The organism is Parahoeflea alexandrii (genome assembly GCF_027214025.1).
Classification (GTDB): Bacteria; Pseudomonadota; Alphaproteobacteria; order Rhizobiales; family Rhizobiaceae; genus Hoeflea; species Hoeflea alexandrii_A.
In genome coordinates, this window is record NZ_JAPWHB010000002.1 from 207,891 (window position 1) to 232,001 (window position 24,111).

Annotated in this window: 28 protein-coding genes; 17 read left to right on the forward strand and 11 right to left on the reverse strand. The window is 64.6% G+C overall.

The window, feature by feature from the left end:
* The first annotated feature begins 59 nt into the window (after positions 1-59).
* Positions 60-1,625: a DEAD/DEAH box helicase gene (locus O4H62_RS07180; protein WP_269386621.1), complete on the forward strand. Its 1,566-nt coding sequence runs from the start codon at positions 60-62 to the stop codon at positions 1,623-1,625.
* Between the two features lie 105 nt (positions 1,626-1,730).
* On the opposite strand, the gene O4H62_RS07185 is transcribed toward O4H62_RS07180, so the two are convergent.
* Positions 1,731-2,054: a TfoX/Sxy family protein gene (locus O4H62_RS07185; protein ID WP_269386622.1), complete on the reverse strand. Its 324-nt coding sequence runs from the start codon at positions 2,052-2,054 to the stop codon at positions 1,731-1,733.
* A 117-nt stretch (positions 2,055-2,171) separates the two neighbouring features.
* Between O4H62_RS07185 and O4H62_RS07190 the strand changes: the two genes are divergently transcribed.
* Positions 2,172-2,318, forward strand: coding sequence for a DUF2256 domain-containing protein (locus O4H62_RS07190; protein ID WP_430538407.1), 147 nt, complete (start codon positions 2,172-2,174; stop codon positions 2,316-2,318).
* Here O4H62_RS07190 and O4H62_RS07195 read toward each other — a convergent pair.
* The 6 genes from O4H62_RS07195 to O4H62_RS07220 form a co-directional block, all read right to left on the reverse strand.
* Positions 2,315-3,952, reverse strand: coding sequence for a molybdopterin-binding/glycosyltransferase family 2 protein (locus O4H62_RS07195; protein WP_269386624.1), 1,638 nt, complete (start codon positions 3,950-3,952; stop codon positions 2,315-2,317). The genes O4H62_RS07190 and O4H62_RS07195 overlap by 4 nt on opposite strands.
* 3 nt (positions 3,953-3,955) lie before the next feature.
* Positions 3,956-4,666, reverse strand: a complete 711-nt coding sequence (locus O4H62_RS07200; protein WP_269386625.1) for an XdhC family protein — start codon at positions 4,664-4,666, stop codon at positions 3,956-3,958.
* Complete coding sequence (locus O4H62_RS07205) at positions 4,666-5,013, reverse strand: XdhC family protein (protein ID WP_269386626.1); 348 nt, start codon at positions 5,011-5,013, stop codon at positions 4,666-4,668. The genes O4H62_RS07200 and O4H62_RS07205 overlap by 1 nt, the downstream gene beginning before the upstream one ends.
* 65 nt (positions 5,014-5,078) lie before the next feature.
* On the reverse strand, positions 5,079-6,305 hold the full coding sequence (locus O4H62_RS07210; RefSeq protein WP_269386627.1) for a vWA domain-containing protein: 1,227 nt from the start codon (positions 6,303-6,305) through the stop codon (positions 5,079-5,081).
* Positions 6,305-7,228 (reverse strand): AAA family ATPase, encoded by a 924-nt coding sequence (locus O4H62_RS07215; RefSeq protein WP_269386628.1) that lies wholly within the window; start codon positions 7,226-7,228, stop codon positions 6,305-6,307. The genes O4H62_RS07210 and O4H62_RS07215 overlap by 1 nt, the downstream gene beginning before the upstream one ends.
* Before the next feature lie 44 nt (positions 7,229-7,272).
* Positions 7,273-7,767, reverse strand: coding sequence for a flavin reductase (locus O4H62_RS07220; RefSeq protein WP_331284450.1), 495 nt, complete (start codon positions 7,765-7,767; stop codon positions 7,273-7,275).
* Positions 7,768-7,944: 177 nt separating this feature from the next.
* On the opposite strand from O4H62_RS07220, the gene O4H62_RS07225 reads away from it, so the two are divergent.
* From O4H62_RS07225 to O4H62_RS07250, 6 genes are all read left to right on the forward strand, one after another.
* The gene (locus O4H62_RS07225; RefSeq protein WP_269386629.1) at positions 7,945-9,069 is read left to right on the forward strand and encodes an ABC transporter substrate-binding protein; all 1,125 of its coding nucleotides are present in this window, start codon (positions 7,945-7,947) and stop codon (positions 9,067-9,069) included.
* 11 nt (positions 9,070-9,080) lie between these two features.
* Positions 9,081-10,088, forward strand: a complete 1,008-nt coding sequence (locus O4H62_RS07230; RefSeq protein WP_269387554.1) for a P1 family peptidase — start codon at positions 9,081-9,083, stop codon at positions 10,086-10,088.
* Positions 10,089-10,218: 130 nt separating this feature from the next.
* Positions 10,219-10,818, forward strand: coding sequence for a hypothetical protein (locus O4H62_RS07235; RefSeq protein ID WP_430538391.1), 600 nt, complete (start codon positions 10,219-10,221; stop codon positions 10,816-10,818).
* Positions 10,819-11,196: 378 nt separating this feature from the next.
* A complete protein-coding gene (purB, locus tag O4H62_RS07240) occupies positions 11,197-12,525 on the forward strand; it encodes an adenylosuccinate lyase (protein ID WP_269386630.1) in 1,329 nt (442 codons plus the stop codon).
* Positions 12,526-12,670: 145 nt separating this feature from the next.
* The gene (locus tag O4H62_RS07245; RefSeq protein ID WP_269386631.1) at positions 12,671-12,904 is read left to right on the forward strand and encodes a hypothetical protein; all 234 of its coding nucleotides are present in this window, start codon (positions 12,671-12,673) and stop codon (positions 12,902-12,904) included.
* A 152-nt stretch (positions 12,905-13,056) separates the two neighbouring features.
* Positions 13,057-13,611: an RBBP9/YdeN family alpha/beta hydrolase gene (locus O4H62_RS07250; RefSeq protein WP_269386632.1), complete on the forward strand. Its 555-nt coding sequence runs from the start codon at positions 13,057-13,059 to the stop codon at positions 13,609-13,611.
* Positions 13,612-13,625: 14 nt separating this feature from the next.
* Here the strand turns inward: O4H62_RS07250 and O4H62_RS07255 are convergent, their stop codons facing one another.
* A complete protein-coding gene (locus O4H62_RS07255) occupies positions 13,626-14,387 on the reverse strand; it encodes an HpcH/HpaI aldolase family protein (RefSeq protein WP_269386633.1) in 762 nt (253 codons plus the stop codon).
* A 115-nt stretch (positions 14,388-14,502) separates the two neighbouring features.
* On the reverse strand, positions 14,503-14,823 hold the full coding sequence (locus O4H62_RS07260) for a DUF1476 domain-containing protein (RefSeq protein WP_269386634.1): 321 nt from the start codon (positions 14,821-14,823) through the stop codon (positions 14,503-14,505).
* A gap of 226 nt (positions 14,824-15,049) precedes the next feature.
* Here O4H62_RS07260 and purC point away from each other — a divergent pair, with 226 nt between their 5' ends.
* The 7 genes from purC to O4H62_RS07295 all read left to right on the forward strand — a co-directional run bounded on the left by purC (position 15,050) and on the right by O4H62_RS07295 (position 20,200).
* Complete coding sequence (gene purC / locus O4H62_RS07265; protein WP_269386635.1) at positions 15,050-15,814, forward strand: phosphoribosylaminoimidazolesuccinocarboxamide synthase; 765 nt, start codon at positions 15,050-15,052, stop codon at positions 15,812-15,814.
* An 18-nt stretch (positions 15,815-15,832) separates the two neighbouring features.
* Positions 15,833-16,075, forward strand: a complete 243-nt coding sequence (purS, locus tag O4H62_RS07270) for a phosphoribosylformylglycinamidine synthase subunit PurS (protein WP_269386636.1) — start codon at positions 15,833-15,835, stop codon at positions 16,073-16,075.
* 3 nt (positions 16,076-16,078) lie between these two features.
* Positions 16,079-16,753, forward strand: a complete 675-nt coding sequence (gene purQ, locus O4H62_RS07275; RefSeq protein WP_269386637.1) for a phosphoribosylformylglycinamidine synthase subunit PurQ — start codon at positions 16,079-16,081, stop codon at positions 16,751-16,753.
* A gap of 140 nt (positions 16,754-16,893) precedes the next feature.
* Positions 16,894-17,271, forward strand: a complete 378-nt coding sequence (locus O4H62_RS07280; RefSeq protein ID WP_269386638.1) for a hypothetical protein — start codon at positions 16,894-16,896, stop codon at positions 17,269-17,271.
* A gap of 145 nt (positions 17,272-17,416) precedes the next feature.
* Positions 17,417-19,648, forward strand: a complete 2,232-nt coding sequence (gene purL / locus O4H62_RS07285; RefSeq protein WP_269386640.1) for a phosphoribosylformylglycinamidine synthase subunit PurL — start codon at positions 17,417-17,419, stop codon at positions 19,646-19,648.
* A gap of 19 nt (positions 19,649-19,667) precedes the next feature.
* On the forward strand, positions 19,668-19,901 hold the full coding sequence (locus O4H62_RS07290; protein WP_152008465.1) for a BolA/IbaG family iron-sulfur metabolism protein: 234 nt from the start codon (positions 19,668-19,670) through the stop codon (positions 19,899-19,901).
* An 8-nt stretch (positions 19,902-19,909) separates the two neighbouring features.
* Positions 19,910-20,200 (forward strand): hypothetical protein, encoded by a 291-nt coding sequence (locus tag O4H62_RS07295; protein ID WP_269386642.1) that lies wholly within the window; start codon positions 19,910-19,912, stop codon positions 20,198-20,200.
* Positions 20,201-20,276: 76 nt separating this feature from the next.
* Here the strand turns inward: O4H62_RS07295 and O4H62_RS07300 are convergent, their stop codons facing one another.
* Positions 20,277-21,215: a DMT family transporter gene (locus O4H62_RS07300; RefSeq protein WP_269386644.1), complete on the reverse strand. Its 939-nt coding sequence runs from the start codon at positions 21,213-21,215 to the stop codon at positions 20,277-20,279.
* Between the two features lie 84 nt (positions 21,216-21,299).
* On the opposite strand from O4H62_RS07300, the gene O4H62_RS07305 reads away from it, so the two are divergent.
* A complete protein-coding gene (locus O4H62_RS07305) occupies positions 21,300-22,694 on the forward strand; it encodes a PLP-dependent aminotransferase family protein (RefSeq protein WP_269386646.1) in 1,395 nt (464 codons plus the stop codon).
* A 45-nt stretch (positions 22,695-22,739) separates the two neighbouring features.
* On the opposite strand, the gene O4H62_RS07310 is transcribed toward O4H62_RS07305, so the two are convergent.
* Positions 22,740-23,609 carry a phosphodiester glycosidase family protein gene (locus O4H62_RS07310; protein WP_269386648.1) on the reverse strand — a complete coding sequence of 290 codons (870 nt, stop codon included), beginning with the start codon at positions 23,607-23,609 and terminating at the stop codon, positions 22,740-22,742.
* A gap of 99 nt (positions 23,610-23,708) precedes the next feature.
* On the opposite strand from O4H62_RS07310, the gene grxD reads away from it, so the two are divergent.
* Complete coding sequence (gene grxD / locus O4H62_RS07315; RefSeq protein ID WP_269386650.1) at positions 23,709-24,041, forward strand: Grx4 family monothiol glutaredoxin; 333 nt, start codon at positions 23,709-23,711, stop codon at positions 24,039-24,041.
* Positions 24,042-24,111 lie beyond the last annotated feature (70 nt).

A 24,111-nucleotide genomic window follows, 5' to 3' on the forward strand; every position in this document is an offset into this window, starting at 1 on the left:
GCGATATACAGCGCGCTCCCGCGCATTGCCGCAAACTCCGAAACGGAAAACGCTCCCAATTGACCACTTTTGCTGATCTTGGCTTAAGCCAAAAAGTACTGTCCGCCGTAACTGACGCCGGCTACACGACGCCAACCCCGATTCAGGCTGGCGCAATCCCGCCGGCCCTCGAAAGACGCGACATTCTCGGCATCGCCCAGACCGGAACGGGCAAGACCGCCTCGTTCGTGCTGCCGATGCTGACAATGCTCGAAAGGGGTCGCGCCCGGGCGCGCATGCCGCGCACCCTGATCCTCGAGCCGACCCGCGAACTCGCGGCCCAGGTCCATGAGAACTTCGAGAAATACGGCAAGAACCATCGCCTCAACATCGTTCTGCTGATCGGCGGCGTGTCCTTTGACGAACAGGACCGCAAGCTCGAGCGCGGCGCCGACGTGCTGATCGCCACCCCGGGCCGCCTGCTCGACCACACCGAGCGCGGCAAGCTCTTGATGACCGGCGTCGAACTGCTGGTGATTGACGAAGCCGACCGGATGCTCGACATGGGCTTCATTCCCGACATCGAACGCATCGTCAAATTCATTCCGTTCACCCGGCAGACGCTGTTCTTCTCGGCCACCATGCCGCCGGAAATCCAGAAGCTCGCCGACAAGTTCCTGCAGAACCCTGCCCGCATCGAAGTGGCCCCGCCCTCATCGACCGCAGCCACCGTGGTGCAGCGGCTCGTTGCCTGCGGCAGCAAGGACTTTGAAAAGCGCGAGCGCCTGCGCGACCTGATCAACAGCCAGACCGAGCTGACCAACGCCATCATCTTCTGCAATCGCAAGAAGGACGTGGCCGATCTCTACAAGTCGCTTGAGAAGCACGGCTTCTCCGTTGGTGCACTGCATGGCGATATGGACCAGCGTTCGCGCACCAACATGCTGCAGGGCTTCAAGGACAACGAGATCACGCTGCTTGTGGCCTCCGATGTCGCTGCCCGCGGCCTCGATATCCCTGCCGTCAGCCACGTCTTCAATTTCGACGTGCCGATCCACGCCGAGGACTATGTCCACCGCATCGGCCGCACCGGCCGCGCCGGTCGCGCCGGCGCGTCCTTCACGCTGGTCTCGCGCCGCGACGCCAAATATGTCGACGCCATCACCAAGCTGATCGACCGCGAAATCGAATGGCTGGACGGCCAGGAGGCAATCCACTCTGCCGACCCGGCCGATGACAAGCCCGCGCGCGGCCGCCGTGGCGAAAGCAAGTCGCCGGCCCGCAAGACCGGACGTGGCGAAAAGCGCAGTCATGAGGAAAAATACGAACCGGTTGCCGCAGCAGTTCAAACCGTTGCCGAGACCGCGCAGGCAGAGGATGTCGTCGAAACCGCAGAGGTCAGGGAAGCGCCGCGCCGTGAGCGTGAAGAGCGCCAGCCCCGGCAGGAACGCGAAGAGCGCCAACCCCGCGAAAATCAGCCGCGTGAAACCCGTCCGGCGCCGCAGCGCACCCCGGAGCCGGCCAACGCCAATGACGACCGCAACCGCAATCGCAACCGCCGTGGCGGCCGCGACAACGACGACCGCGAGCCCACACCCGTCGGCTTCGGCGACGAGATCCCGGCCTTCATGATGATCGGCAGCTGACCGGGTCATCCGGCCAGGACTGATGTGAAATCCAGCCGCCGGCATCTTTGCCGGCGGTTTTTTGTGTCCGCCCGGCAGAGCGTCGACAACTCCGAAAAATACAGTTTACTTCTTCGCCCGCAGCGCCGCCGCCCAGGCGAGCCGCACCCATTTCGCCATTTCCTCGGGATCGTCGAGCGCCGCATCAGGGATAGACCAGTAGGGCATTGCCACCGGCTTCGCTCGCGCCTTGCCCTCATAGACCCATTGCCTGGCCCCGGCGGCAGCGAACTCGGGCGCGCTTTCGGCATCGGCCTTGAGCAGGATGTCGCCACTGAATTCGAGCGCCAGGATCCGGCCCTCATGGTAGATCCCCTTGCCGCCGAACATGCGCTTGATCGCCACCTCGCCGAGGCTGTCGAACATGTCCCGGATTGCATCATTGTCCACGGCCGGTTTCCACTCCATATTCGGTGTTGAGGTCTGAAGCACGAATGTGCCGGGCATTTCCAACGAGGGCAAGCTTGCCGGATTCTGACCCGGCTCCATATCGGATGCATGAGCAAGATGATCGCAAAACCCGACCTGGCGCAAAAGACCTGCGTCCAATGCCACCGCCCCTTCACCTGGCGGAAGAAATGGGCGCGCACCTGGGAGGAGGTGAAATACTGCTCGGAGCGCTGCCGCACCGAGGCCCGGCGGAAATCTGTTTAGTCAGTGCCGATTTCCGTCACGCCGCCGGCAGCCCGCACCGCTTCGGGCGTGTCGACATCGAGCCGCGCGGCGGCGCCGATCTCGACATCCACCACCGGCCAGGTACCGCTTTCGATCAGGGCGCGGGCGCCAACGTCGCCTGAAAGCTCCATGGCCTCGGCAAAGGCGCTTGCGGGCAGGATCACCGGGTTTCCCCGCCGCTCGCCGTCGCAGGCGCGGACAATGGCCTGTCCTCCGTGCTTGAGAAACGTCTCGATCAGCCTGTCCAGATGCGCGGCGGTCAGCGCCGGCATGTCGCCAAGCAGGACAAGCGCGCCGTCTACCTCTGCGCCGAGGGCTGACAGGCCGGTTTTCAGCGACGACGCCATGCCCGTTTCATAGGCGCCATTGTGCGCCAGGATGACGTCAAGGCCGTCGAGGCTTGCCTCGATGTCGCCGCTGCGGTGCCCGGTGACAACCACTGTCCGCGCGGCTTTCGACGAGAGCGCCGTGCCGGCCATGCGGCGGATCAGGGTTTCGCCGCTGAACTCAGCCAGCAGTTTGTGCCCGGCCGCATCGCCCATCCGGCTTGCCCGCCCCGCCGCCAGCAGAACCACGCCGACTGCCGCGCCGGCCTTGCGGGCGCTCGCGGCCGCATCCGGCTGCCGCGGCTGCGGACGGGTCGGAATTTCCTTGAGCAGGCCGCCCACGCCCATCCGCGCGATGTCCGCAGATGTCGGCGTCTCCCCGGCGATGATCCGCGCCAGCACCCAGTCGAACCCGTTCTCCTTGGGGCTGCGGGCGCACCCCGGCGCGCCGATCACCGGCACGGCGCCGATGCTGCCCAGCACCAGCAGATTGCCCGGATCGACCGGCATGCCCACCCGTTCCACCTCTCCCCCGGCCTTGCGGATCGCAGCGGGAATGACATCCTCCGGATCGGTCACCGCCGAGGCGCCGAAGACGACGATCATCTCGTATAATCCGGCCATGCGGACGATCTCGCCGGCCACCGCCTCGGCGTCGTGCGCGACGCGGGCTTCTTCAGCGAGGCTCGAACCGCTGAGCGCCAGCCGCGCTTCCAGCAAGCCTCTGGTCTTGTCCATCACGGATACCTTGAGCGAGGGCAGCCGGGTCGAGATCAGGCCGGCACGGACCGGGCGAAATGGCAGCACATGCGCCAGCCCGTCAGCGGCAATCGCGGCTCTGGCGCGGTCGAGGGATTGTCCCGACACTGCCAGCGGGATGATCTTGATCGTCGCAACCATTTCACCGGGCTGGACCGTGGTGTGATCGGCCAGGCAGGCGAAGGTGATGGCGGGATCGATCGCGTTGAAGGCATCGACCAGCGTCTTGTCGGCCCGAAACAGCCCGGCGCAATCGGCATGAAGGTTGACCCGTCCGGTCGACGCGTTGGCCGCGCGTATGCCGCCCCCGGCAAAGGCTTGCGACAGGGCTTCCGCAGCAGCATCCTCGCCCGCGTCGCCGGTTTCCAGCCGCGCCACGATAACGCTTTCAAGCCCGGCCTGCCCGATCAGCTCCAGATCCCCGGCGCCGAGCACATGGCCTTTCTTGAGCCGCACTGGCCCGAGCGAGAGCGAATGCGCCAGCACTGCGCCTTCGGCCTCTGACAGCGGGACCGGGCCGAATTTCATGCCTCAGTCTTTCCCCGGTTGCGCCGGCGTCTGTGGCGCGGGCTTGCGCAGCGCCGCAATCACCTGCGCCAGGATCGCCACCGCGATCTCTTCCGGGCTCTGCGCCCCGATATCAAGCCCGATCGGCGCCGCGATCCGGCCGATCTCGGTCTCGTCGAGCCCGGCTTCGGTCAGCCGCTCCACCCGCCGGGCATGGGTCTTGCGCGAGCCCAGTGCGCCCACATAGAACGCGCCGGTCTTCAGCGCCGAGATCAGCGGCCAGTCGTCGATCTTCGGATCATGGGTCACCGCCACAAGCGCCGTGAATGCGTCGATCGGCTGCTCCTTGAGCGCATCCTCAGGCCAGTCGGCGACAAGGTCCACGTTCTCGAAACGCTCGGGCGTGGCAAAGGCGGTGCGCGGATCGATCACCCGGACATCGAAGCCGGACATCGCCGCCATCGGCGCCAGCGCCTGCGAGATATGCACAGCGCCGATGATCACCATCCGTGGCGCCGGCACGTGCACATTGAGAAAGAAGCGCTGCCCATCGGCCTCCACCGCACCGGACTTGGCCGTCCTGAACGCCTTTTCGATGGCTTCGCCGAGCTCTCCGGCAACGGGATCGCCCTTCATGATCAGCCTGTTGCGGCCGTCGGCAAGGTCGGTAAGCATGATCGCGGCCTTACGCTCGCGCCGCGCCTCGTTGAGCTTTCTGAGCAGATGCGGATCCATCAGCCGACGCGCTCCAGATAGACCTGGATCCTGCCGCCGCAGGAGAGCCCCACCCGCCATGCGGTCTCGTCGGCAACCCCGAATTCGAGCATCTTCGGCTCACCGCTGGCAATCACGTCGGCGGCCTCCGAAATCACCGCGCCTTCCACGCAACCGCCCGAAACCGAGCCCGAGAAATTGCCCTCTGCATCGATCACCAGATGGCTGCCCACCGGCCGCGGCGCCGAGCCCCAGGTCTCGATCACCGTCGCCACGGCGACGTCGCGCCCGTCGAGCATCCAACGTTCGGCCACCATCAGCGGATCGAGCTGATCGTCCGTCGCCTGCGCAATTGTCTGAGATGTCATGCCAGCCTCCGTCACCTGTCATTCAATGGAATATGGCCACCGCCGCCGGGTGAATACAAGGGGGATTACAGGTAACGCCGGGGATCGGCCTTCGCCGTGTTCTTTTCGCCAAGCGCCGAGACAAGATCCGCCATCGCGTTGATGTTGTGCACCGGCCGGAATTCGTCGACATGGGCGAGCATGGTGCGCACGCCGCGCGCGCGCGCCTCGAACCCGTCGAACCTGAGCAGCGGATTGAGCCAGATCAGCCGCCTGCAGGACCGGTGCAGCCGATCCATCTCGGCATCGAGCTCATCGATGGAATCGCGCTCGAGCCCGTCGGTGATCAGGATCACCACCGCCCCCTGCCCCAGCACCCGGCGCGACCATTGCCGGTTGAACAGTCTCAGCGCCTCGCCGATGCGGGTGCCGCCGGACCAGTCCTTGACCGCGCCGGTGCACTGGTCCACGGCCTCGTCCGGATCCTTGTTGCGCATCTGCCGTGTGATGTTGGTGAGCCGCGTGCCGAACAGGAAGGTGTGAACCCCGCGCCGCTTCTCGCTCATGACATGCATGAAATGCAGGAAGATCCGGGTGTACTGGCTCATCGATCCGGAAATGTCGGCGATTATCACCAGCGGCGGATGCACCTTCCGGTGCTTGCGGAACCGCGGCAGGATCAAATCGCCGCCCGTGCGCATCGCCGCCCGCATGGTGGCCCGCGGATCGATCTTGCGCGCTCTGGCCGACGGCTTGTAGCGCCGCGTCTCGACCTGGTCGAACGGCAACGTCAGATTGGCGATCGCCTGTTTGGCTTCAGTCAGTTCGGCCGCCGTCATCTGGGCAAAATCCTGCTGGCGCAGCACCTCGTTGCCCGACACCGTTTCCCGCGCATCGATGTCGATGACCGGCTTGTCCTCGGGCGGACGCTGCTTCTCGTGCCCTTCGAACAGCGCCTGGCTGACCCGGGTCTCGCCGGCTTTGAGCTTCTCGCGCTGCTTGTTCTCCATCGCCACCGGCGAGAACATGGCGATCATCTTCTCGACCAGATCGCGTGTCCGCCAGAACAGCCGGAACGCCTGGTCGAAGACCTCGTGGTCCTCGCGCCGCTTGACGAACACCGAATGCAGCACCCAGTAGAATTCCTCGCGGCTGCCGATACCGGCGATCTGAACCGCCTCCACCGCATCGCGCACCGCAGCCGGCCCGACCTTCATTCCGGCCTTGCGCAGCACCCGGGCGAAATAGACGATATTGTTGACGATGCGGCCGTCGCCGCCCTTGAAGGCAATCGCGTTGCCGGCCTCCGCCATCAGAGCGCCTGGGCCAGCTCGGCCTTCACTTCGGCCAGCAGTTCCCGGCCTGCGCTGCCCTCGATGCGGGCGATGTCGTCCTGGTACTTGAGCAGCGTGCCGAGCGTGTCCGACACCGTCTCCGGATCGAGCGCCAGCCGGTCGAGTTCGGTCAGCGCCGTCGCCCAGTCGATGGTTTCGGCAACACCGGGGCTCTTGAACAGGTCCATCTGCCGGAGCTTCTGCACATAGGCCACCACCTGCCGCGACAACTCGTCGTGACAGCCCGGCACCTTCAGCCGGACGATCTCGAGCTCGACGTCGGCGGCGGGATAATCCACCCAGTGATACAGGCACCGCCGCTTCAGCGCGTCGTGGATTTCGCGGGTGCGGTTGGTGGTGATGATCACGATCGGCGGCTCCTGCGCCTTGATCGTACCGAGCTCGGGGATCGTCACCTGGTAATCCGACAGGATCTCCAGCAGGAACGCCTCGAAGGCTTCGTCGGTCCGGTCAAGCTCGTCGATCAGGAACACCGGCGCGCGACCACCGGTGCCTTCCAGCGCCTGCAGCACCGGACGCCGGATCAGGTGCTTTTCGGAGAAGATAGTGCGCTCGATCGCCGAGCGGTCATCTTCGCCGGTGGCTTCCGCCAGCCGGATTTCCAGCATCTGCGCCGGATAGTTCCACTCGTAGACCGCCGAGGAGACATCCAGTCCCTCGTAGCACTGCAGCCGGATCAGCGGCCGGTCGAGCGCCTTGGCCAGCACCTTGGCAATCTCTGTCTTGCCGACACCAGCCTCGCCTTCGAGAAACAAGGGTCGCTTCATCCTCAGACTCAGGAACAGAACCGTCGCCAGCGCCCTGTTGGCGACGTAATCCTGGCTCGAAAGCAGCGCCAGCGTTTCGTCAATCGAGTTTGGCAGCGGATTGGTGATCGACATCTTTGCTCCGGATTGAGGCGGTGACTGTTCCATCCGGCTCAAGGCTAAACAGAATGGTATCCACGGTCCAGATACAAAAGCGCCGGTCCTGCGGGTCCGGTTCGTAATCCGGTGACCTCGCCAAACAGCACGGTGTGGGTCGCTACGATCTTCGCATCGATGAGACGGCAGTCGAACACCGCGGCGGCTCCGACAAGCGTCGGCGCGCCGGTGGTGATCGTGTCCCACTCCGCCTCGGCGAAGCGCTCGTCGACGCTCAGATGATCAAGACCGGAAAACGCCACCGCCAGATGCTCGTGGCTGGCCATCAGCGTATTGAGCGCGAAGACACCCGATTCGGTGAAAATCTCGTTGTGCGGATTGGAATGGTTGAGACAGACCAGCAACGTGCCCGGATTGTCCGAAACCGAACAGGCCGCCGTCACGGTCACGCCGCGCCGCACGCCCTCGTGCATTGTCGTGGCGATCTGCACATGCCCGGCATAGCGCGCCATGGCGTCGCGGTAGTCCCTGGAATCAATCGTCTGCCGTTTCAACACGCCTGCGCCTCGGTTTGGGTTTGCCCCGGTAAAGATGAACTTGCCGACCATACATAAAGTGCGAGCGCGAATTTGAAACCCGCCGCGCGCGACTTTTTCTCCCCCAGCGCCGCCAGGCGAGCCGCAAGCGACGGATTTCGCTTTGATTAGCCCGCGTCGCCGGGCTAAATACCGCGCATGACCGTTCGCTCAGCACTTTCCGTCCTGCCGCTCGTCCTCGGCCTTTGTCTCGCCGCTGCGCCGGCGCGGGCGGAATCGCTGCATGTCGGGCTGGTGATCCCGCAGGAAGGCCAGTTCAAGCCGCTCGGCAATCACGTCCGTCAGGCCTTCGAGGTCTGGGAGACCGCCAATCCGAACGTCTTCGAGGACATCGTCGAGGGTGACGACAGCTGCTCCGAACAAGCCGGCACCGATGCCGCGGCGGCGATGATCGAGGCCGGCGTCAATGTTGTCGTCGGTTTCCTGTGCACCGAAAGCCTGGCCGCGGCCCTGCCGCTGCTGTCGGCGGAAAACATCCCTGTCATCACACTCACCGTGCGCGCCGACATCATCGGCGAGGAAGCCGCACGGCTCGGATGGACATTCTTCCGCCTCGCCCCGCGCGCCGGCTCCGAAGCGGAAATCGCCTCCGACGCGATCCTGCGGCTCTGGGCCGACAAGTCGTTTGCGCTGATCGAGGACGGCGCCATCTCCGGACGTGAACTGGTCGAAGCCATCCGGGTCAATCTCGAAAGCCGCGGCCTGAAGCCGAACTTCGTCGACAACTACCGCCCCGGCCAGGCCACCCAGCCGAGCCTGGTGCGCAGGCTCAAGGCCGCCGGCGTGTCCCGCGTCTTTGTCGGCGGTGAGCGCTCCGACATGGCGGTCATCGCCGCGGAGGCCGCGCGCCAGGGCGTTGCGCTCAAATTTATGGGCGGCGACCAGCTCAATGCACCGCAGGGCGAGATCCCGCTGCCCGACGGCACCATCGCCGTGCTTGCCGCCGGCGCCACGCCGGGCCCGGAAGCCGAGGCCGCCCGCAGCGCCTTCGAAGGCCACGGCCTGATCGCCGAGGGTCTGCGGATCCCGGCCTATGCGGCAGCGGAAATTCTCGGCGCCGTCGCCACAAGGATGGATTACAGCGAAACCGGTCTAGAACAGGCCCTGCGCGCGACCACCTTTTCCACCGCGCTCGGCCCGGTGACATTCGACGAGAATGGCGAACGCCGCGAGCCGGGCTTTGTGCTGGCGGTGCTGAAGGACGGTGAATTCACCCGGCTCAGCATCGAGGAATCGGCGCGCATCGCCGGAGAAAGCCAATGACGGAGACTGCAATGAAGACCGGACCGCGCAATCTGATCACCGACGTTGCCGGGCTTCTGGTCGGCAACGCCAGCGATCGCACACTCAACTCCGGCGTCACCGCGATTGTCTGCGATCCGCCGGCCACCGCCGCCGTCCAGGTGCTCGGCGGCGCGCCGGGTACAAGGGAGACCGATCTTCTCGAACCGCACAACACGGTCGAGACCGTCAACGGGATCATCCTGTCCGGCGGCTCGGCATTCGGTCTTGATGCCGCCAGCGGCGCGCAGGCCTGCCTGCGCGAACAGGGCAAGGGCTTCGAGGTCGGCCCGCACCGCATTCCGCTGGTTCCCGCGGCGATCCTGTTCGACCTGATCAATGGCGGCGACAAGGACTGGGGCACCTACCCGCCCTACCGCGAACTGGGCTACCAGGCCACCGCCGCAGCATCCGAGCATTTCGACATCGGAACCGCAGGCGCCGGCACCGGCGCGCTGACCGCCACCTTCAAGGGCGGGCTCGGCTCGGCTTCCAGCATTGTCGGCGGCCATTTCACCATCGGCGCGCTGGTCGGCGCCAACCCGATGGGCTCGGCGACCATCGGCGCCACGCGCCATTTCTGGGCGGCGCCGTTCGAGATTGGCGACGAATTCGGCGGCCTAGGCATGCCTTCCCCCCTGCCCGCCGACACGAGCGATCTGAAGATCAAGTTCCGCGACATGAACCGTGGCGTTTCCAACACCACCATCGCCGTCATCGCAACCGACGCCGTCCTCTCCAAGGCCGAGGCCAAGCGCCTGGCGATTGCGGCGCATGCGGGTTTCGCCCGCGCCATCTGGCCGAGCCACACCCCGTTTGACGGCGACCTGGTGTTTGCCCTCGCCACCGGCGCGTCCGGCCGCAAGCCGAACCAGGACGACTTCCTCGATCTTTGCGCGGCCGCCGCCTCGACCATGAGCCGCGCCATCGCCCGCGGCATCTACCACGCCACGCCCGATGACCGCGACCTGATGCCGGCCTGGAGCACGACTCGCGCCTGACCGAGCCGAGGTTGCCCGCAAGCGCCTGCGGTGATAGGCCGTGCTGCCACCCAGTCCAGAGAAACCCGATGTCGTCTGTGCATAGCAAACCGCCCGTTCTGAATGCCGGACCGCTGTTGCGAAACGCCGCTTGTCCATGAAAACCCCGGTCAAACGGCACAGGGGACCGGCGCCCAGACCGGCCAACGACAATTCCAACCTGCGCGACCGGCTTCAGGCCGCGAAGCTTGGCTGGCGCGATGTTGTCCTTGGCTCGATCGGCTGGGGTGCGGCGATGGCGATTTCGGCGCAGGCCTGGCTCTGGCTGTCCGTTGCTGCGCTTACCAGCCATTACTGGAGCCTCACCGCGCTGGCATTTGGCGGAGCCGCCCTTGCCTGGCCGCCGAGCCTCGCCGCATTCCGCTTCATTGCCTTCCGGCGCGGCCGCGAAGCGGCCTTCGCCACCGCCTTCCTCTGCCTCACGGTCTTCACCATAGGCGTCACCTCGGTGATCTTCGCCATCATCTACCGCAATTTCTATGCGCAGTGGCACGGCGATCCGCTGACCAAACTGTGGCTCGTGCAGCTGGTGTTCACCACCGCCTCGGCGCTCTACCAGTTCGCGGTGCAGGGATTGCGGCTCTACCTGCCGCTGGGCGTGATGTTTCTTTTCGGCGCATCCTGGCTGCTTGCCAGCGGGCACTCGCATGCAAAGCCGCGGAAAACAGGGACTAGAGCCGATCATCTTTAGATGGAATCGTTTGAACGCCGGAATTTCGTGATCTGGCTAGAAGCGGGAGGCGACGCGGCGCGAGCGCCGTTAGCCTTGCGCGACGCAGTCCAGAGCGCGAAGGGCCAAGTTCAGGCGATTATAATGGTTTGATTCTGGTCTAGCTGCCCGTTTCGCGAGGCTTGGACGTCTTTTCCGCGCCAGCGTCGTCAAAATCCTCGCACGATGCGCTGCATCGCGCTTGCGGCTTTTCCTCGCCGACACGAAAAATCCTGTCCATCAAATCGCTTCCAGCTAAAGATGATCGGCTCTAACGTCTAGTTTCAGCCGATCTGAAGTTTGATTTCGCTCGGAAATGGTCTAGACCCGCCGCAACACCAACTTGCCACGGATCTCGCCATGATACCTCGCTACTCCCGTCCGGAAATGGTCGCCGTCTGGTCGCCGGAATCCAAGTTCCGCATCTGGTTCGAGATCGAGGCCCATGCCTGCGATGCGCTGGCAGAGCTCGGGGTCATCCCGAAAGAGGCCGCCAGGACCATCTGGGACAAGGGCGGCGCCGCCACCTTCGACATCGACCGCATCGACGAGATCGAGCGCGAGACCAAGCACGATGTCATCGCCTTCCTCACCCATCTGGCCGAGATCGTCGGTCCCGACGCCCGCTTCGTTCACCAGGGCATGACCTCGTCGGACGTTCTCGACACCTGCTTCAACGTGCAATTGGTCAAGGCGACCGACCTGCTGCTCGCCGACATGGACGCGCTTCTGGCCGCCATCAAGCGCCGCGCCTATGAGCACAAGGACACCGTCTGCATCGGCCGCTCGCACGGCATCCACGCCGAGCCGGTGACCTTCGGCCTGAAGATGGCCGAGGCTTATGCCGAGTTCGACCGCTGCCGCACCCGGCTGGTCAACGCCCGCGCCGAGATCGCCACCTGCGCCATCTCCGGCGCCGTCGGCACCTTCGCCAACATCGATCCGCGCGTCGAGGAGCATGTCGCCAAGGCCATGGGCCTGACCGCAGAGCCGGTCTCCACCCAGGTGATCCCGCGCGACCGCCATGCAATGTATTTCGCCACGCTCGGCGTCATCGCTTCGTCGATCGAGCGCGTCGCCACCGAAATCCGCCATCTGCAGCGCACCGAGGTGCTGGAAGCCGAGGAATACTTCTCGCCCGGCCAGAAGGGCTCGTCGGCGATGCCGCACAAGCGCAATCCTGTGCTGACCGAGAACCTGACCGGCCTGTCGCGGCTGGTGCGCATGGCTGTCACCCCGGCGATGGAAAACGTGGCACTTTGGCACGAGCGGGACATCTCCCACTCCTCGGTCGAGCGCATGATCGGCCCGGACACTACCGTCACCCTCGATTTCGCGCTGGCCCGGCTGACCAATGTCATCGACAAGCTGATGGTCTATCCGGAACGCATGGCCGGCAACATGGACCGTCTGGGCGGCCTGGTGCATTCGCAGCGCATTCTGCTGGCGCTGACCCAGGCAGGTTCGTCGCGCGAGGACGCCTACCGCCTGGTCCAGCGCAACGCCATGAAGGTCTGGAACAGCTACCAGACATCGGGCGATTCCGAGGTCGACTTCCTCACCGAGCTGCTGAATGACGAGGATGTCCGCAAATATCTCTCGGAGACCGAAATCCGCGACCGTTTCGATCTCGGCTATCACACCAAGCATGTCGACACGATCTTCGCGCGGGTGTTCAAGGACAGCTGACCTCTCGCCCGAGGCGGTTCACCTGAGACATAAATGACACGCAGTCATGCGAAGTGATTGCGTGTCATTATACTGCCCTGCTGTTGCCCCCGTGTTGCCGCGGTTGCCGACCATTCTGGGATCATCCGACACATTGGAGGATCCCATGCAGGACCACCCACCCCTTGCCGGCAACGGCCACCACAACCACCATGACCGCAATTCCGCGCACCGTCAGCCCGGTGACAGCGGCATCAGCCTCTGGATCGCGGCCGCGACCGTGATCATCTCGCTTGGCGTCCTTCTGGTCTTCAGCCAGGGGCACCTGAAAAATGGTGGTGGGCCGTTCGTCATCACCCCGTCGACCGAGATCAGCGCCTACCCGGCAAGCGGCCTGTAGCGGCCTCATGGCCAGCCAAGGCCGTGAAGTGCCCGGCCTGGAGCCTGGGCCGCACGCCGAGTGTGGCACGAAAGCCATCTTGAACCGCCCGCGGGCCTTCTGGTCCCGCTCCACCGGTTGACATTTGATCCGGCCTCGCCCAACTCGGCAGCATGAAAGTAGCTGAATCCGACATCCTGATCGTCCCCGGATACACCAATTCCGGGCCCGACCACTGGCAATCGCGCTGGCAGGGGCGCCTGTCGACCGCGCGCCGCGTCGAACAGGACGCTTGGGCCAAGCCGGTTCGCGAGGACTGGACCGCGCGTTTCGCCGAAGCGGTCAACGAGGCCACGAAGCCGGTTGTGGTGATTGCCCATTCGCTGGGCGTGGCGACCATGCTGCAGGCCTTGCCGGAATGCCGGAACCCGATCGCCGGCGCCTTCCTGGTGGCACCGCCGGAGGTCAACAACCCGAAGATCCGCCCAAAGCACCTGATGACCTTCGGGCCTTACAAGGAAGAGCCGCTCGATTTCCCGTCGATCGTCATCGCCAGCCGCAACGATCCCTTTGGCTCGTTCGAACATGCCGGCGACATGGCCAATGCCTGGGGCTCGATGCTGATCGACGCCGGCGAAGCCGGTCACATCAACGCCGAATCGGGCCATGGACCCTGGCCGGAGGGCATCATGGTGTTTGCCAACTTCCTCTCGCGGCTGAAGGTATAGGACTGCGGGCGCGGTCAGCCCCGCGCCTTCTCCAGCATCACCGCGGCCCCGGCATGAATGATGCCGGGATCGGTGTTCAGCGCCGCCAGCCGGTAGCCCATCTTGCCGAAGCGCGGCACATCGGCCGGATCGACGGCAAACACCGCCGCAAACTTGCCTGCCTGCTGGGCCCGGCTGCCGATCGTGGCAATCACATCCTGCAGCTCCTCGTTGCGCGGATCGACGCCGGCGCCATCCGACCAGGAAATCGACAGGTCCGAGGGTCCGACAAACACGCCATCGATACCATCGGTCGCAAGGATTCCATCGAGCGCGGCGAATGCCGCCCGGGTCTCGATCATCGCCAGCGACAGCGTCTTGCCGTTGGCGGAGCGGAAATAGCTTTCCGGCGAATAGGCGGAATGCATTTGCAGCGCTTTCATCGGCCCCCAGGAGCGCTCTCCCACCGGCGGATATTTCATCGCACTGGCAAACGCCCGGGCATCCGCGACCGAATTGATCATCGGCGCGATGACGGCCTCGAACCCCATGTCCAGCGCCCGGCTGGCGAGATCGTTGCGCCCCACCGGTATCCGCAGGATCGCGGGCTTGCCCGCGGCAAAGATCGCACCCGCCGACGCAAAGGCGGTGGATTCGCTGTGCGCGCCATGCTGCATGTCGACGGTAACGGTGTCGAAGGGACAGCGGGCCAGCGCGCCCGCCATCTCCTCCGACGGCGAGGTCGACCACGCGGAGATCAGCATCCTGTCCTGATCAAGCTTGTCTCGCAATTGCATGGCCGGCTCCTCCCGAATCAGTGTTTCGCCCGAAACGGGCGCGCGAATGTCTCAATCCAACAAAAAACCGCCCCCGGCAAGCCGCAGGCGGTTTCCTGAATAAAGGTGTATTGCGTCAGCTGTTCTGGATCTGCTCGACGGCGACCGCCAGCAATTCATCCATCTTGCGGCGCAGCTGGTGATCGGACTGATCAACGCCGGCGGCATCGAAATCACCGCGAACCTTGCGGAACACGTCTTCGTCGCCGGCTTCCTCGAAATCGGCCATGACCACGCTTTTCGCATAGGTCTCGGCGTCATCGCCGGACTTTCCGAGCAATTCGGCGGCCCACAGGCCCAAAAGCTTGTTGCGGCGCGCTTCTGCTTTGAACTTCAGCTCCTCATCATGGGCAAACTTGTTTTCAAATGCGTTTTCGCGGTCTTTCATATTGCTCATGAGCTGGCTCCCGGCGGTGAATCGATAATCCCTATATGGGCGTTCGCCCCATAAAACAAAAGACCGCCGAAAGTGCAATGCAAACCCGACTCAAGCCGCGCAATTCCGGGGACATTGCTGATAACGGCGTTGTGAAAGCCGCTACAATCCGCTAAAGCACGGCTCAAAATCGACCCTAAGCCGAGTTGCCGCGGCTTCAGCCGGCACAATTGACAGAGATACCCCCATGACCCGTCGCCGCCGTATCTACGAAGGCAAGGCCAAGATTCTATATGAAGGCCCCGAGCCCGGCACACTGATCCAGTTCTTCAAGGACGACGCCACCGCGTTCAACAAGAAGAAGCACGATGTGGTTGACGGCAAGGGCGTGCTCAACAACCGCATCTCCGAGTACATATTCTCGCATCTCAACCGCATCGGTATCCCGACCCACTTCATTCGCCGTATCAACATGCGCGAGCAGTTGATCAAGGAAGTCGAGATCATCCCGCTTGAGGTGGTGGTGCGCAATGTCGCCGCCGGCTCGCTGTCCAAGCGTCTGGGCATCGAGGAAGGCACCGTGCTGCCGCGCTCGATCATCGAATTCTACTACAAGGCCGACGCGCTCGACGACCCGATGGTCTCCGAAGAGCACATCACCGCCTTCGGCTGGGCCAGCCCGCAGGAAATCGACGACATCATGGCGCTCGCCATTCGCGTCAATGATTTCCTCACCGGCCTGTTTCTCGGCGTCGGCATCCAGCTCGTCGATTTCAAGATCGAATGCGGCCGGCTGTTTGAAGGCGACATGATGCGCATCGTCGTTGCCGACGAGATCTCGCCCGATTCCTGCCGCCTCTGGGACGTCAACACCAACCAGAAGTTCGACAAGGACGTCTTCCGCCGCGACCTGGGCAACCTTGTCGAGGCCTACCAGGAAGTCGCCCGCCGGCTTGGCATCATGAACGAGAACGAGCCGAACCGTCCCACCGGGCCGGTTCTGGTCAAGTAAGCGACGGGAACTGCGACCATGATCAAGGCACGCGTAACAGTGACGCTCAAGAACGGCGTCCTCGACCCGCAAGGCAAGGCCATCGAGCATGCGCTCGGCGGCCTCGGGTTCTCCGGCGTCGATTCCGTCCGCCAGGGCAAGGTGTTCGACGTGGTTCTTCAAACCTCCGACCGCGCCAAGGCGGAAGCCGAACTCAAGGCCATGGGCGAAAAACTGCTTGCCAACACGGTGATCGAGGATTTCTCGGTCGAGGTGATCTAGGCCATGAAAGCTGCCGTCATCCTGCTCCCCGGCCTCAACCGCGATCGCGACATGATCGCGGCGCTGACCAAGATTTCGGGCCAGGCTCCGCAAACCGTCTGGCAGACCGAGACGTCGATCGATGACGACGTCGACCTGATCGTCATCCCCGGCGGCTTTTCCTATGGCGACTACCTGCGCTGCGGCGCCATTGCCGCGCGCATGCCGGTGATGCAGGCGGTGCGCGAGAAGGCCGAAAAGGGAACGCGGGTCATCGGCGTCTGCAACGGTTTCCAGATCCTGCTTGAAGCCGGCCTGTTGCCCGGCGCGCTGATGCGCAACGCCTCGCTCAAGTTCGTCTGCCGCGAAGTCAGGCTCGAAGTTGCCAACGCCAGGACCGTGTTCACGCAAGGCTATTCTCAGGGCCAGGTCATCCGCTGCCCGGTGGCCCATCACGACGGCAACTATTTCACCGACGCCGACACGCTGGCCGAGATCGAGGCCAACAACCAGGTGGCGTTCCGCTACACGGCCGACACCAATCCGAACGGCTCGCTCAACAACATCGCCGGCATCGTCAACAAGGCGGGAAATGTGCTGGGCATGATGCCGCACCCGGAAAACCTGATCGAACCGGCCCACGGCGGCAGCGACGGCCGCGCCCTGTTCGAATCGGCCCTGGGGCTTGTCGGGGCCTGACGACCCGGCCGGCGGTTTGGCACGCCATTGACGACAAGATGCACTGAAGTCCTGCCCTCCGATTGTGGCCCTTCGCCGGGCAGGAATCGTGCTATTGCAGCCTGTCCCTGAATGCCATCTGGCCGATGCCCGGAGCTGCCATGAACAAGAATTCGCTGATGTTGGTGCTGCTGTCCGGCCTCGCGCTTTCGGCCTGCGCGCCCTCGTCCGGTCCGCCGGCGGGCATGAGCGGCAACGCGGTCGCCGTCTCGACGCTGCAAAGGGTCAACGCGCAGGCCCATGCTTGCTGGCTCAAGGACCGGGATTTCGCCGCCTACGGCATCGTCCCCGAGCTCGACACCACCAGCACGCCGCGGCTCCTGATCATCCCGCGCGGCAAGCCGCAGTCGCTGCCGCAGGCGGTCATCGTCGCCTCCGCCGGCAGCGCCCAGTTCTACGGCCCCCTCTCCACATCGCCGCTGGCCGGCCGGATCGACAGCGACATTTCGCGCTGGGCGTCGGGCGGCGCCGGCTGCTGATCGGCGCGCTATGCAGGATGGATCCCGGTCCATGTCCACAGAATAGCGCTTTCTTTCGGCTCAAATCCCAATTTCCAGGTGCCAACCGCACCGCCAGTGCGCTATAGGCTCAGGCACGCGCAGGACAAGAAGGGCGACCACCGCCATGAGCATTCCCAATATCATTCCCATCACCGAAGAACTGATTTCCGCTCACGGGCTCAAGCCCGAGGAATACCAGCGCATTCTCGATCTGATCGGGCGTGAGCCGACCTTCACCGAGCTTGGCATCTTCTCGGCCATGTGGAACGAGCACTGCTCCTACAAATCCTCGAAGAAGTGGCTCAGAACCCTGCCCACCACCGGTCCGCGGGTGATCCAGGGACCGGGCGAGAACGCCGGCGTCGTCGACATCGGCGATGGCGACTGCGTCGTCTTCAAGATGGAGAGCCACAACCACCCCTCCTACATCGAGCCCTACCAGGGGGCCGCCACCGGTGTCGGCGGCATCCTGCGCGATGTCTTCACCATGGGCGCGCGGCCGATCGCCGCGATGAACGCGCTCAGGTTCGGCGCGCCGGATCACCCCAAGACCCGCCACCTGGTCTCGGGCGTCGTCGCCGGCGTCGGCGGTTACGGCAATTCCTTCGGCGTCCCCACCGTCGGCGGCGAGGTCGAGTTCGACCCGCGCTACAACGGCAACTGCCTGGTCAACGCCTTTGCAGCCGGCATCGCCAAAACAGACGGCATCTTCCTCTCCGAAGCCAAGGGCGTCGGCCTGCCGGTGGTCTATCTTGGCGCCAAGACCGGCCGCGACGGCGTCGGCGGCGCCACCATGGCCTCGGCCGAGTTCGACGAATCGATCGAGGAAAAGCGCCCCACCGTCCAGGTCGGCGATCCTTTCACCGAAAAATGCCTGCTCGAGGCCTGCCTCGAGCTGATGCAGACCGGCGCCGTCATCGCCATCCAGGACATGGGCGCTGCGGGGCTGACCTGCTCGGCGGTCGAGATGGGCGCCAAGGGCGAGCTCGGCATCGAGCTTGATCTCGATCACGTGCCGGTGCGCGAAATCAACATGAGCGCCTACGAGATGATGCTGTCGGAAAGCCAGGAGCGCATGCTCATGGTGCTCGAGCCGTCGAAGGAAGAGATCGCCAAGGCGATCTTCGTCAAATGGGGTCTCGATTTCGCCATCGTCGGCAAGACCACCGACGATTTGCGCTTCCGCATCCTGCACCAGGGCGAGGAAGTCGCCAACCTGCCGATCAAGGAACTGGGCGACGAAGCCCCCGAATATGACCGCGAATGGCGCGAGATCGGCAGCCTGTCGCCGCTCGATATTGCGGAAGTCGAGGAGCCCGAGGACTACGGCCAGGCCCTGCTCGACCTTCTCGGCTCGCCCAACAACGCCTCCCGGCGCTGGGTCTGGGAGCAGTACGACACGCTGATCCAGGGCAATTCACTGCAGATCCCCGGCGGCGACGCCGGCGTCGTCCGCGTCGACGGCCACGCCACCAAGGCGCTGGCCTTCTCCTCCGACGTCACCCCCCGCTATGTCGAGGCCAACCCCTACGAGGGCGGCAAGCAGGCAGTCGCCGAATGCTGGCGCAACCTCACGGCCACCGGCGCCGAGCCGCTGGCTTCCACCGACAACCTCAATTTCGGCAATCCCGAGCGGCCCGAGATCATGGGCCAGCTGGTCATGGCCATCCAGGGCATTGGCGAGGCCTGCACAGCACTCGATTTCCCCATCGTGTCGGGCAATGTCTCGCTCTACAACGAGACCAATGGCGAGGCGATCCTGCCGACCCCCACCATCGGCGGCGTCGGCCTGATCGACGACTGGAACCACATGGCCCGCATCGGCGGCGCCAGCTCTGGTGATGCCGTCATCCTCATCGGCGGTGATTGCAGCCATCTCGGCCAGTCGGCCTGGATGCGCGATTGCCTCGGCCGTGCCGAAGGCGCGCCGCCGCCGGTCGACCTGATGGAAGAGCGCCGCAACGGCGATTTCGTCCGCTCCGCCATCCGCAACGGCCAGGTCACCTCCTGCCACGACATTTCCTCCGGCGGTCTCGCCACCACGCTCGCCGAAATGGCCATGGCGTCCGATCTCGGCATGCAGCTTGATTTTTCCGCCTGCCACGGCCCGGCGCATGCGCTGCTGTTTGGCGAGGACCAGGCGCGCTATGTGTTGACCGTCCCCGCCGACCTCTCGGGCTACGTCATGGCCAGCGCCGAAGGTGCGGGCGTGCCCTTCCGCCATCTCGGCGCCATGTCAGGCGACAGCCTGCGGATCGAAGGTCTGATGTCGGTCCCCGTATCCGCATTGCGCGCCACCCATGAATCGTGGTTCCCTGCGTTCATGGACGTCCCCGAAGCCCTTGCCGCCGAATAGCCCAATCAGGAGCCCCCCCATGCCAATGAACGCAGGCGATATCGAGAAACTCATCAAGACCGGGATTCCTGACGCCAAGGTCACCATCCGCGATCTGGCGGGCGACGGCGATCACTACGCGGCGGAAGTGGTCTCCGAGAGCTTCCGCGGCAAGAGCCGGGTGCAGCAGCACCAGATGGTCTACAACGCGCTCGAGGGCAACATGGGCGGCGTCCTGCATGCCCTGGCGCTGCAGACCAGCGTTCCGGACTGAGACAAGCCATGGCGGGATTTCTCGACGGCCTGATCGGCGAGATCATTGACGGCGTCGTTGACGGCATGGCCAAGGGCGCCGTCACCCGCAAACGCCGCCGCTCCACCACCCGCCGCAAGACAAGCCGCAGGAAAACCACGTCGCGGCGCAAGCGCTCGACCACCACATCGACCATTGAAAAGGTGCTGGTCGAGGCGCTGACCGGCAAGAAACCTGCTACCGCCCCCCGCACCCGCGCCAAGACCCGCCGGACAAAGGCCCGGGCCACCCGCCGCAAGACCACAACGCGCAAGCGCTAAGCTTAGCAGCGGTCGATCGTCCAATGACAGGGCCGGAGCCGAATTCGGCCGTTCGCAGACCGCTTTCCCGGTCCCGTCAGGCCGCCAGACGGCGCGATTTGCGCAGGCCAGCAAGTGTCAGGCCGTAAATCGAAAGCGCCACCACGGTGAACGCCACGACTTGATGGACAGCGATCTGCTCGCCCAGCACGACTACGGCGAGGATCATGGTAAAGGCCGGCCAAGGCGTGGTGATCGAACTGGCGAGCGATACGTCGATGTGCCGGACCGCATAAAACCAGACCACGAGTTCGAGATAATAGACCAGCCCCATCAGCAGGGCGAAGCCCTGGAAGCCGGCGTCGAGCCCCGAGGCAAAGCCCGACGGCTCCGCCACCGCCAGCGCGACGGCCAGGAAGACCGTCGAAATCACCACCCGGAAGAAGGTCACCTGGATCGGGCTGATCGGCATTCGCCCCAGTTCCTCCTTGATGATAACGTGGGCGATGCTCCACAGCAGCGGCACGCCCAGGGCAACGAGGAACCATGCCGAGATCCCCTCGAGCCGCAGGCTGCCGCCGGTCGCCAGATAGTAGAGAGCCGCCATCAGCAGCGCTGTGAACCCGAGTTCGACCGGCGACTTCCGCCGCTTCAGGAACAGCGTTTCCCACAGGATCGCGAACATCGGATAGGCTTGCATGGCAATTGCCGCGTTGCCCGCACCGGCTTTCTCCACGCCCAGCACATACAGGAAGGTCGACAGGCCGAACATGGCGCCGGTCGCCAGCGCAACCCCGATGCTGCGGCGAGTTTGGCGCGGCGTGAGCCCGGCGGAGAAGATGCCCCGTCGTCCCGACCATAGCTCAAGCACAAATGGCGGCACCGCGAACACCACCTGCCAGACGGAAAGAAAGAACGCGAAACTGAGCGCGCTGAAACCCGCCGGCCGGCTGTTTGAGATGACCGGCATGACCGAGAGGATGCACAGACACACAAGCGCAAGCGAGACGCCCGTCTTCATGGAGTGGTTGGCCAAGATTTGCCTCCGCGCTTGCAAATTGCTCTGATTGACCTCAAAATTACATCTGAAATTGATACCATCAAGGAAATCATTGCACTGATGGCAATATGGAAGCCCGATCTCGCCAACCGGCGCGGCCCGAAATATCTGCAGATCGTCGAGGCGCTTTCCGACGACATCGCCGCGGGAATCCTGAGCTGCGGCGACAGGCTGCCGCCGCACCGGGAGCTGGCCTATCAGCTACAGCTCTCCCCGAACACCACCAGCCGGGCCTATGCCGAGGCGGTGAACCGCGCGCTCATCCGCGGTGAAGTCGGCCGCGGCACCTTCGTGCGCGGTCCCGCAACGGAAGCGCCGGCCTCGGACGGCGGAACGCTGCGGCGCCCGGCGACCGGACCGATCGACCTCTCGCGCAACCTGCCTCTGCCGGGGCTCGCCGGCGAAATGCTCGCCAGGACCTGCATCGAGCTCGGCCGGTCGGGCAACCTCGCCGCATTGGCCGACTATCAAACCGGGGCTGATCTCGATCGCCACACGGCCGCCGCCAAACTTTGGCTGAAGCGTCATGGCGTCATTTCAACCGCCGAGGAGACCGTCATCACCGCCGGCGCCCAGCATGGCATCCTCTGCGCGCTGATGGCGCTCGGCCAGCCGGGCGACCTGCTGCTTGCCGAACAGCTGACCTATCAGCCGGTCAAGGCAATGGCCGCGCGCCTCGGGCTCAAGATCGCAGCCATCGCCTCCGATTCCGAGGGGCCCTGCCCCGAGGACATCGACCGGCTCTGCCGGCAGCGCAGGGTCAGGGCGCTCTATCTCACCCCGACGCTCCAAACCCCGACCGGCCGCACCATGCCGCAACACCGGCGCGAGGCGATCGCCGCGATCCTCAACGCGCACGGCGTCCACCTGATCGAGGACGACGTGTTCGGGTTGTTTCACCCCGAGCGGCCGCAACCGATCGCCAGCCTGGCGCCGGACCTGACCATCTCCATCACCAGCACATCCAAGTACCTGGCACCCGGGCTCCGGGTCGGCTTCGTCCGCGCGCCCGCCGGTCTCGCCGGGGCGGTCCGCAGCGCGGTCAATCTGAGTTGCTGGATGACGCCCCCGCTCACCACCGAGATCGTTGCACGCTGGATTGCCGACGGCACGGCGGACGAGCTTGTCGCACGCCAGCTTGCGGCGGCATCCACCCGGCAGGCCCTCACCCGCCGGATCCTCGGTGAACATGCGCCCAGCGATCACGCCGCCGGCCTGCATCTGTGGCTGGACCTGCCGGACGGATGGAGCGCCGATCTGTTCTGCGCCCGCGCGGCCAGTCGAAATGTCCTGGTCACCGGCGGCGAGGCCTTCGCGATTGCGCGCTCGGCCGGAGCATCCTCGATACGAATCTGCCTCAGCCACGAGGCCGATGCGGCCCGGCTGGAAACCGGTCTTTCCGTGATTCGGGAAATTCTCGATGCCGGACCGCGCCAGGCGCCGCTGGTTCTTTGAAACGCCGGCGGCCGCGCGCATCCGCTCAAGCCCCTGGCCCGGATTTCAGTCCTCGGCCTTCGCAAACACCGCCACCACCGGCCCCGCCCGTTCGCCCGCATCGATGACCATCTGCGTGCCCCAGGCGAGGCTCGACACCGCGCCGTCGAAGAACAGCGCGTTCGGGCACTTAGCTACATCCCTGAACAGCCGTCCGAATGACCCGAGACTCACCGGGTCGCGGGTGATCGCCAGCACGATGCTGCCGTCGGCCCTCACGCCGACGCCGTTGCGGATGTATTTCGACGTGCCGTCAGGCAGGAAACGCGGATGGATGGCGCCGTCGATGACCAGCATCGGCCCCGACTGGGTGGCAAATTCCGGCGCAAGTCCCGCCGCCCGGTAGGCCTCCGTCTCCCTCACCCCGGCGCTTCCGTCCTCGCGGACAAAGAACACGCCGTTCGGCTTGAGAAAGAAGTTGCCGAACCCGTTATCCTCGTTGAGTGGCGCCAGCTCCGTGCCGTTTTCGACATAGAGACCCACCGGCGTCATGTCGGCGTGATACATGCCGGCGTTCATTGCCAGGATCGGTGTCTGTCCGACGGTCGCCAGCGCTGCGACCGCCTTTGCCACACTGCCCAGCACCTCGCCATCCGGCCCGCGATAGGCGAGCCGGACCGCATGAACGGCGGGATCGGCGACACACAGGATCGCCCGCGCGCCCTCGAACACGGTCTCCTCGCAGATATCGGGCTTGTCAGTCACCGTCTCGTTCCCCCTCGTCGGGCCACCCGCCATTGCACTTTCTGGCTGGCTTCGCTCCGGCAGTTCAAGCCGCGCCGGTTCCATCCGCACGGCCATCATCATCCATGCGCCCCATGCCCCGGCGGCCACGAGCAGGATCAGGACAAAATAACCGGCGCGATACATCCTCATACGATCACTTATAGGGCGCGCCTTCTTGTCTTGTCATGCCGCCCGCGTTATCTGAAGGACAAGAAATATCGTGGTCACGCGCTTTGAAAGGATCCAACGATGTCCGGCATCAATGATTTCATCGACAACGAAGTGAAAAACAACGACGTGGTGCTGTTCATGAAGGGCACCCCGCAATTCCCGCAATGCGGTTTCTCGGGCCAGGTCGTCCAGATTCTCGATTATCTCGGCGTTCCCTACAAGGGCATCAACGTTCTGGCTGACGATGCGCTCCGGAACGGCATCAAGGAATATTCCAACTGGCCGACCATCCCCCAGCTCTACGTCAAGGGCGAGTTCATCGGCGGCTGCGACATCATCCGCGAGATGTTCCAGTCGAGCGAGCTGCAGCAGCACATGACCGACGCCGGAGTGCCGGTCAAAGCCGCCTGACACTGACCAAATACGAAACGGCAAGAGGCGGATTTTCCGCCTCTTTTCATTTCAGCGGCAGCCGGAAATC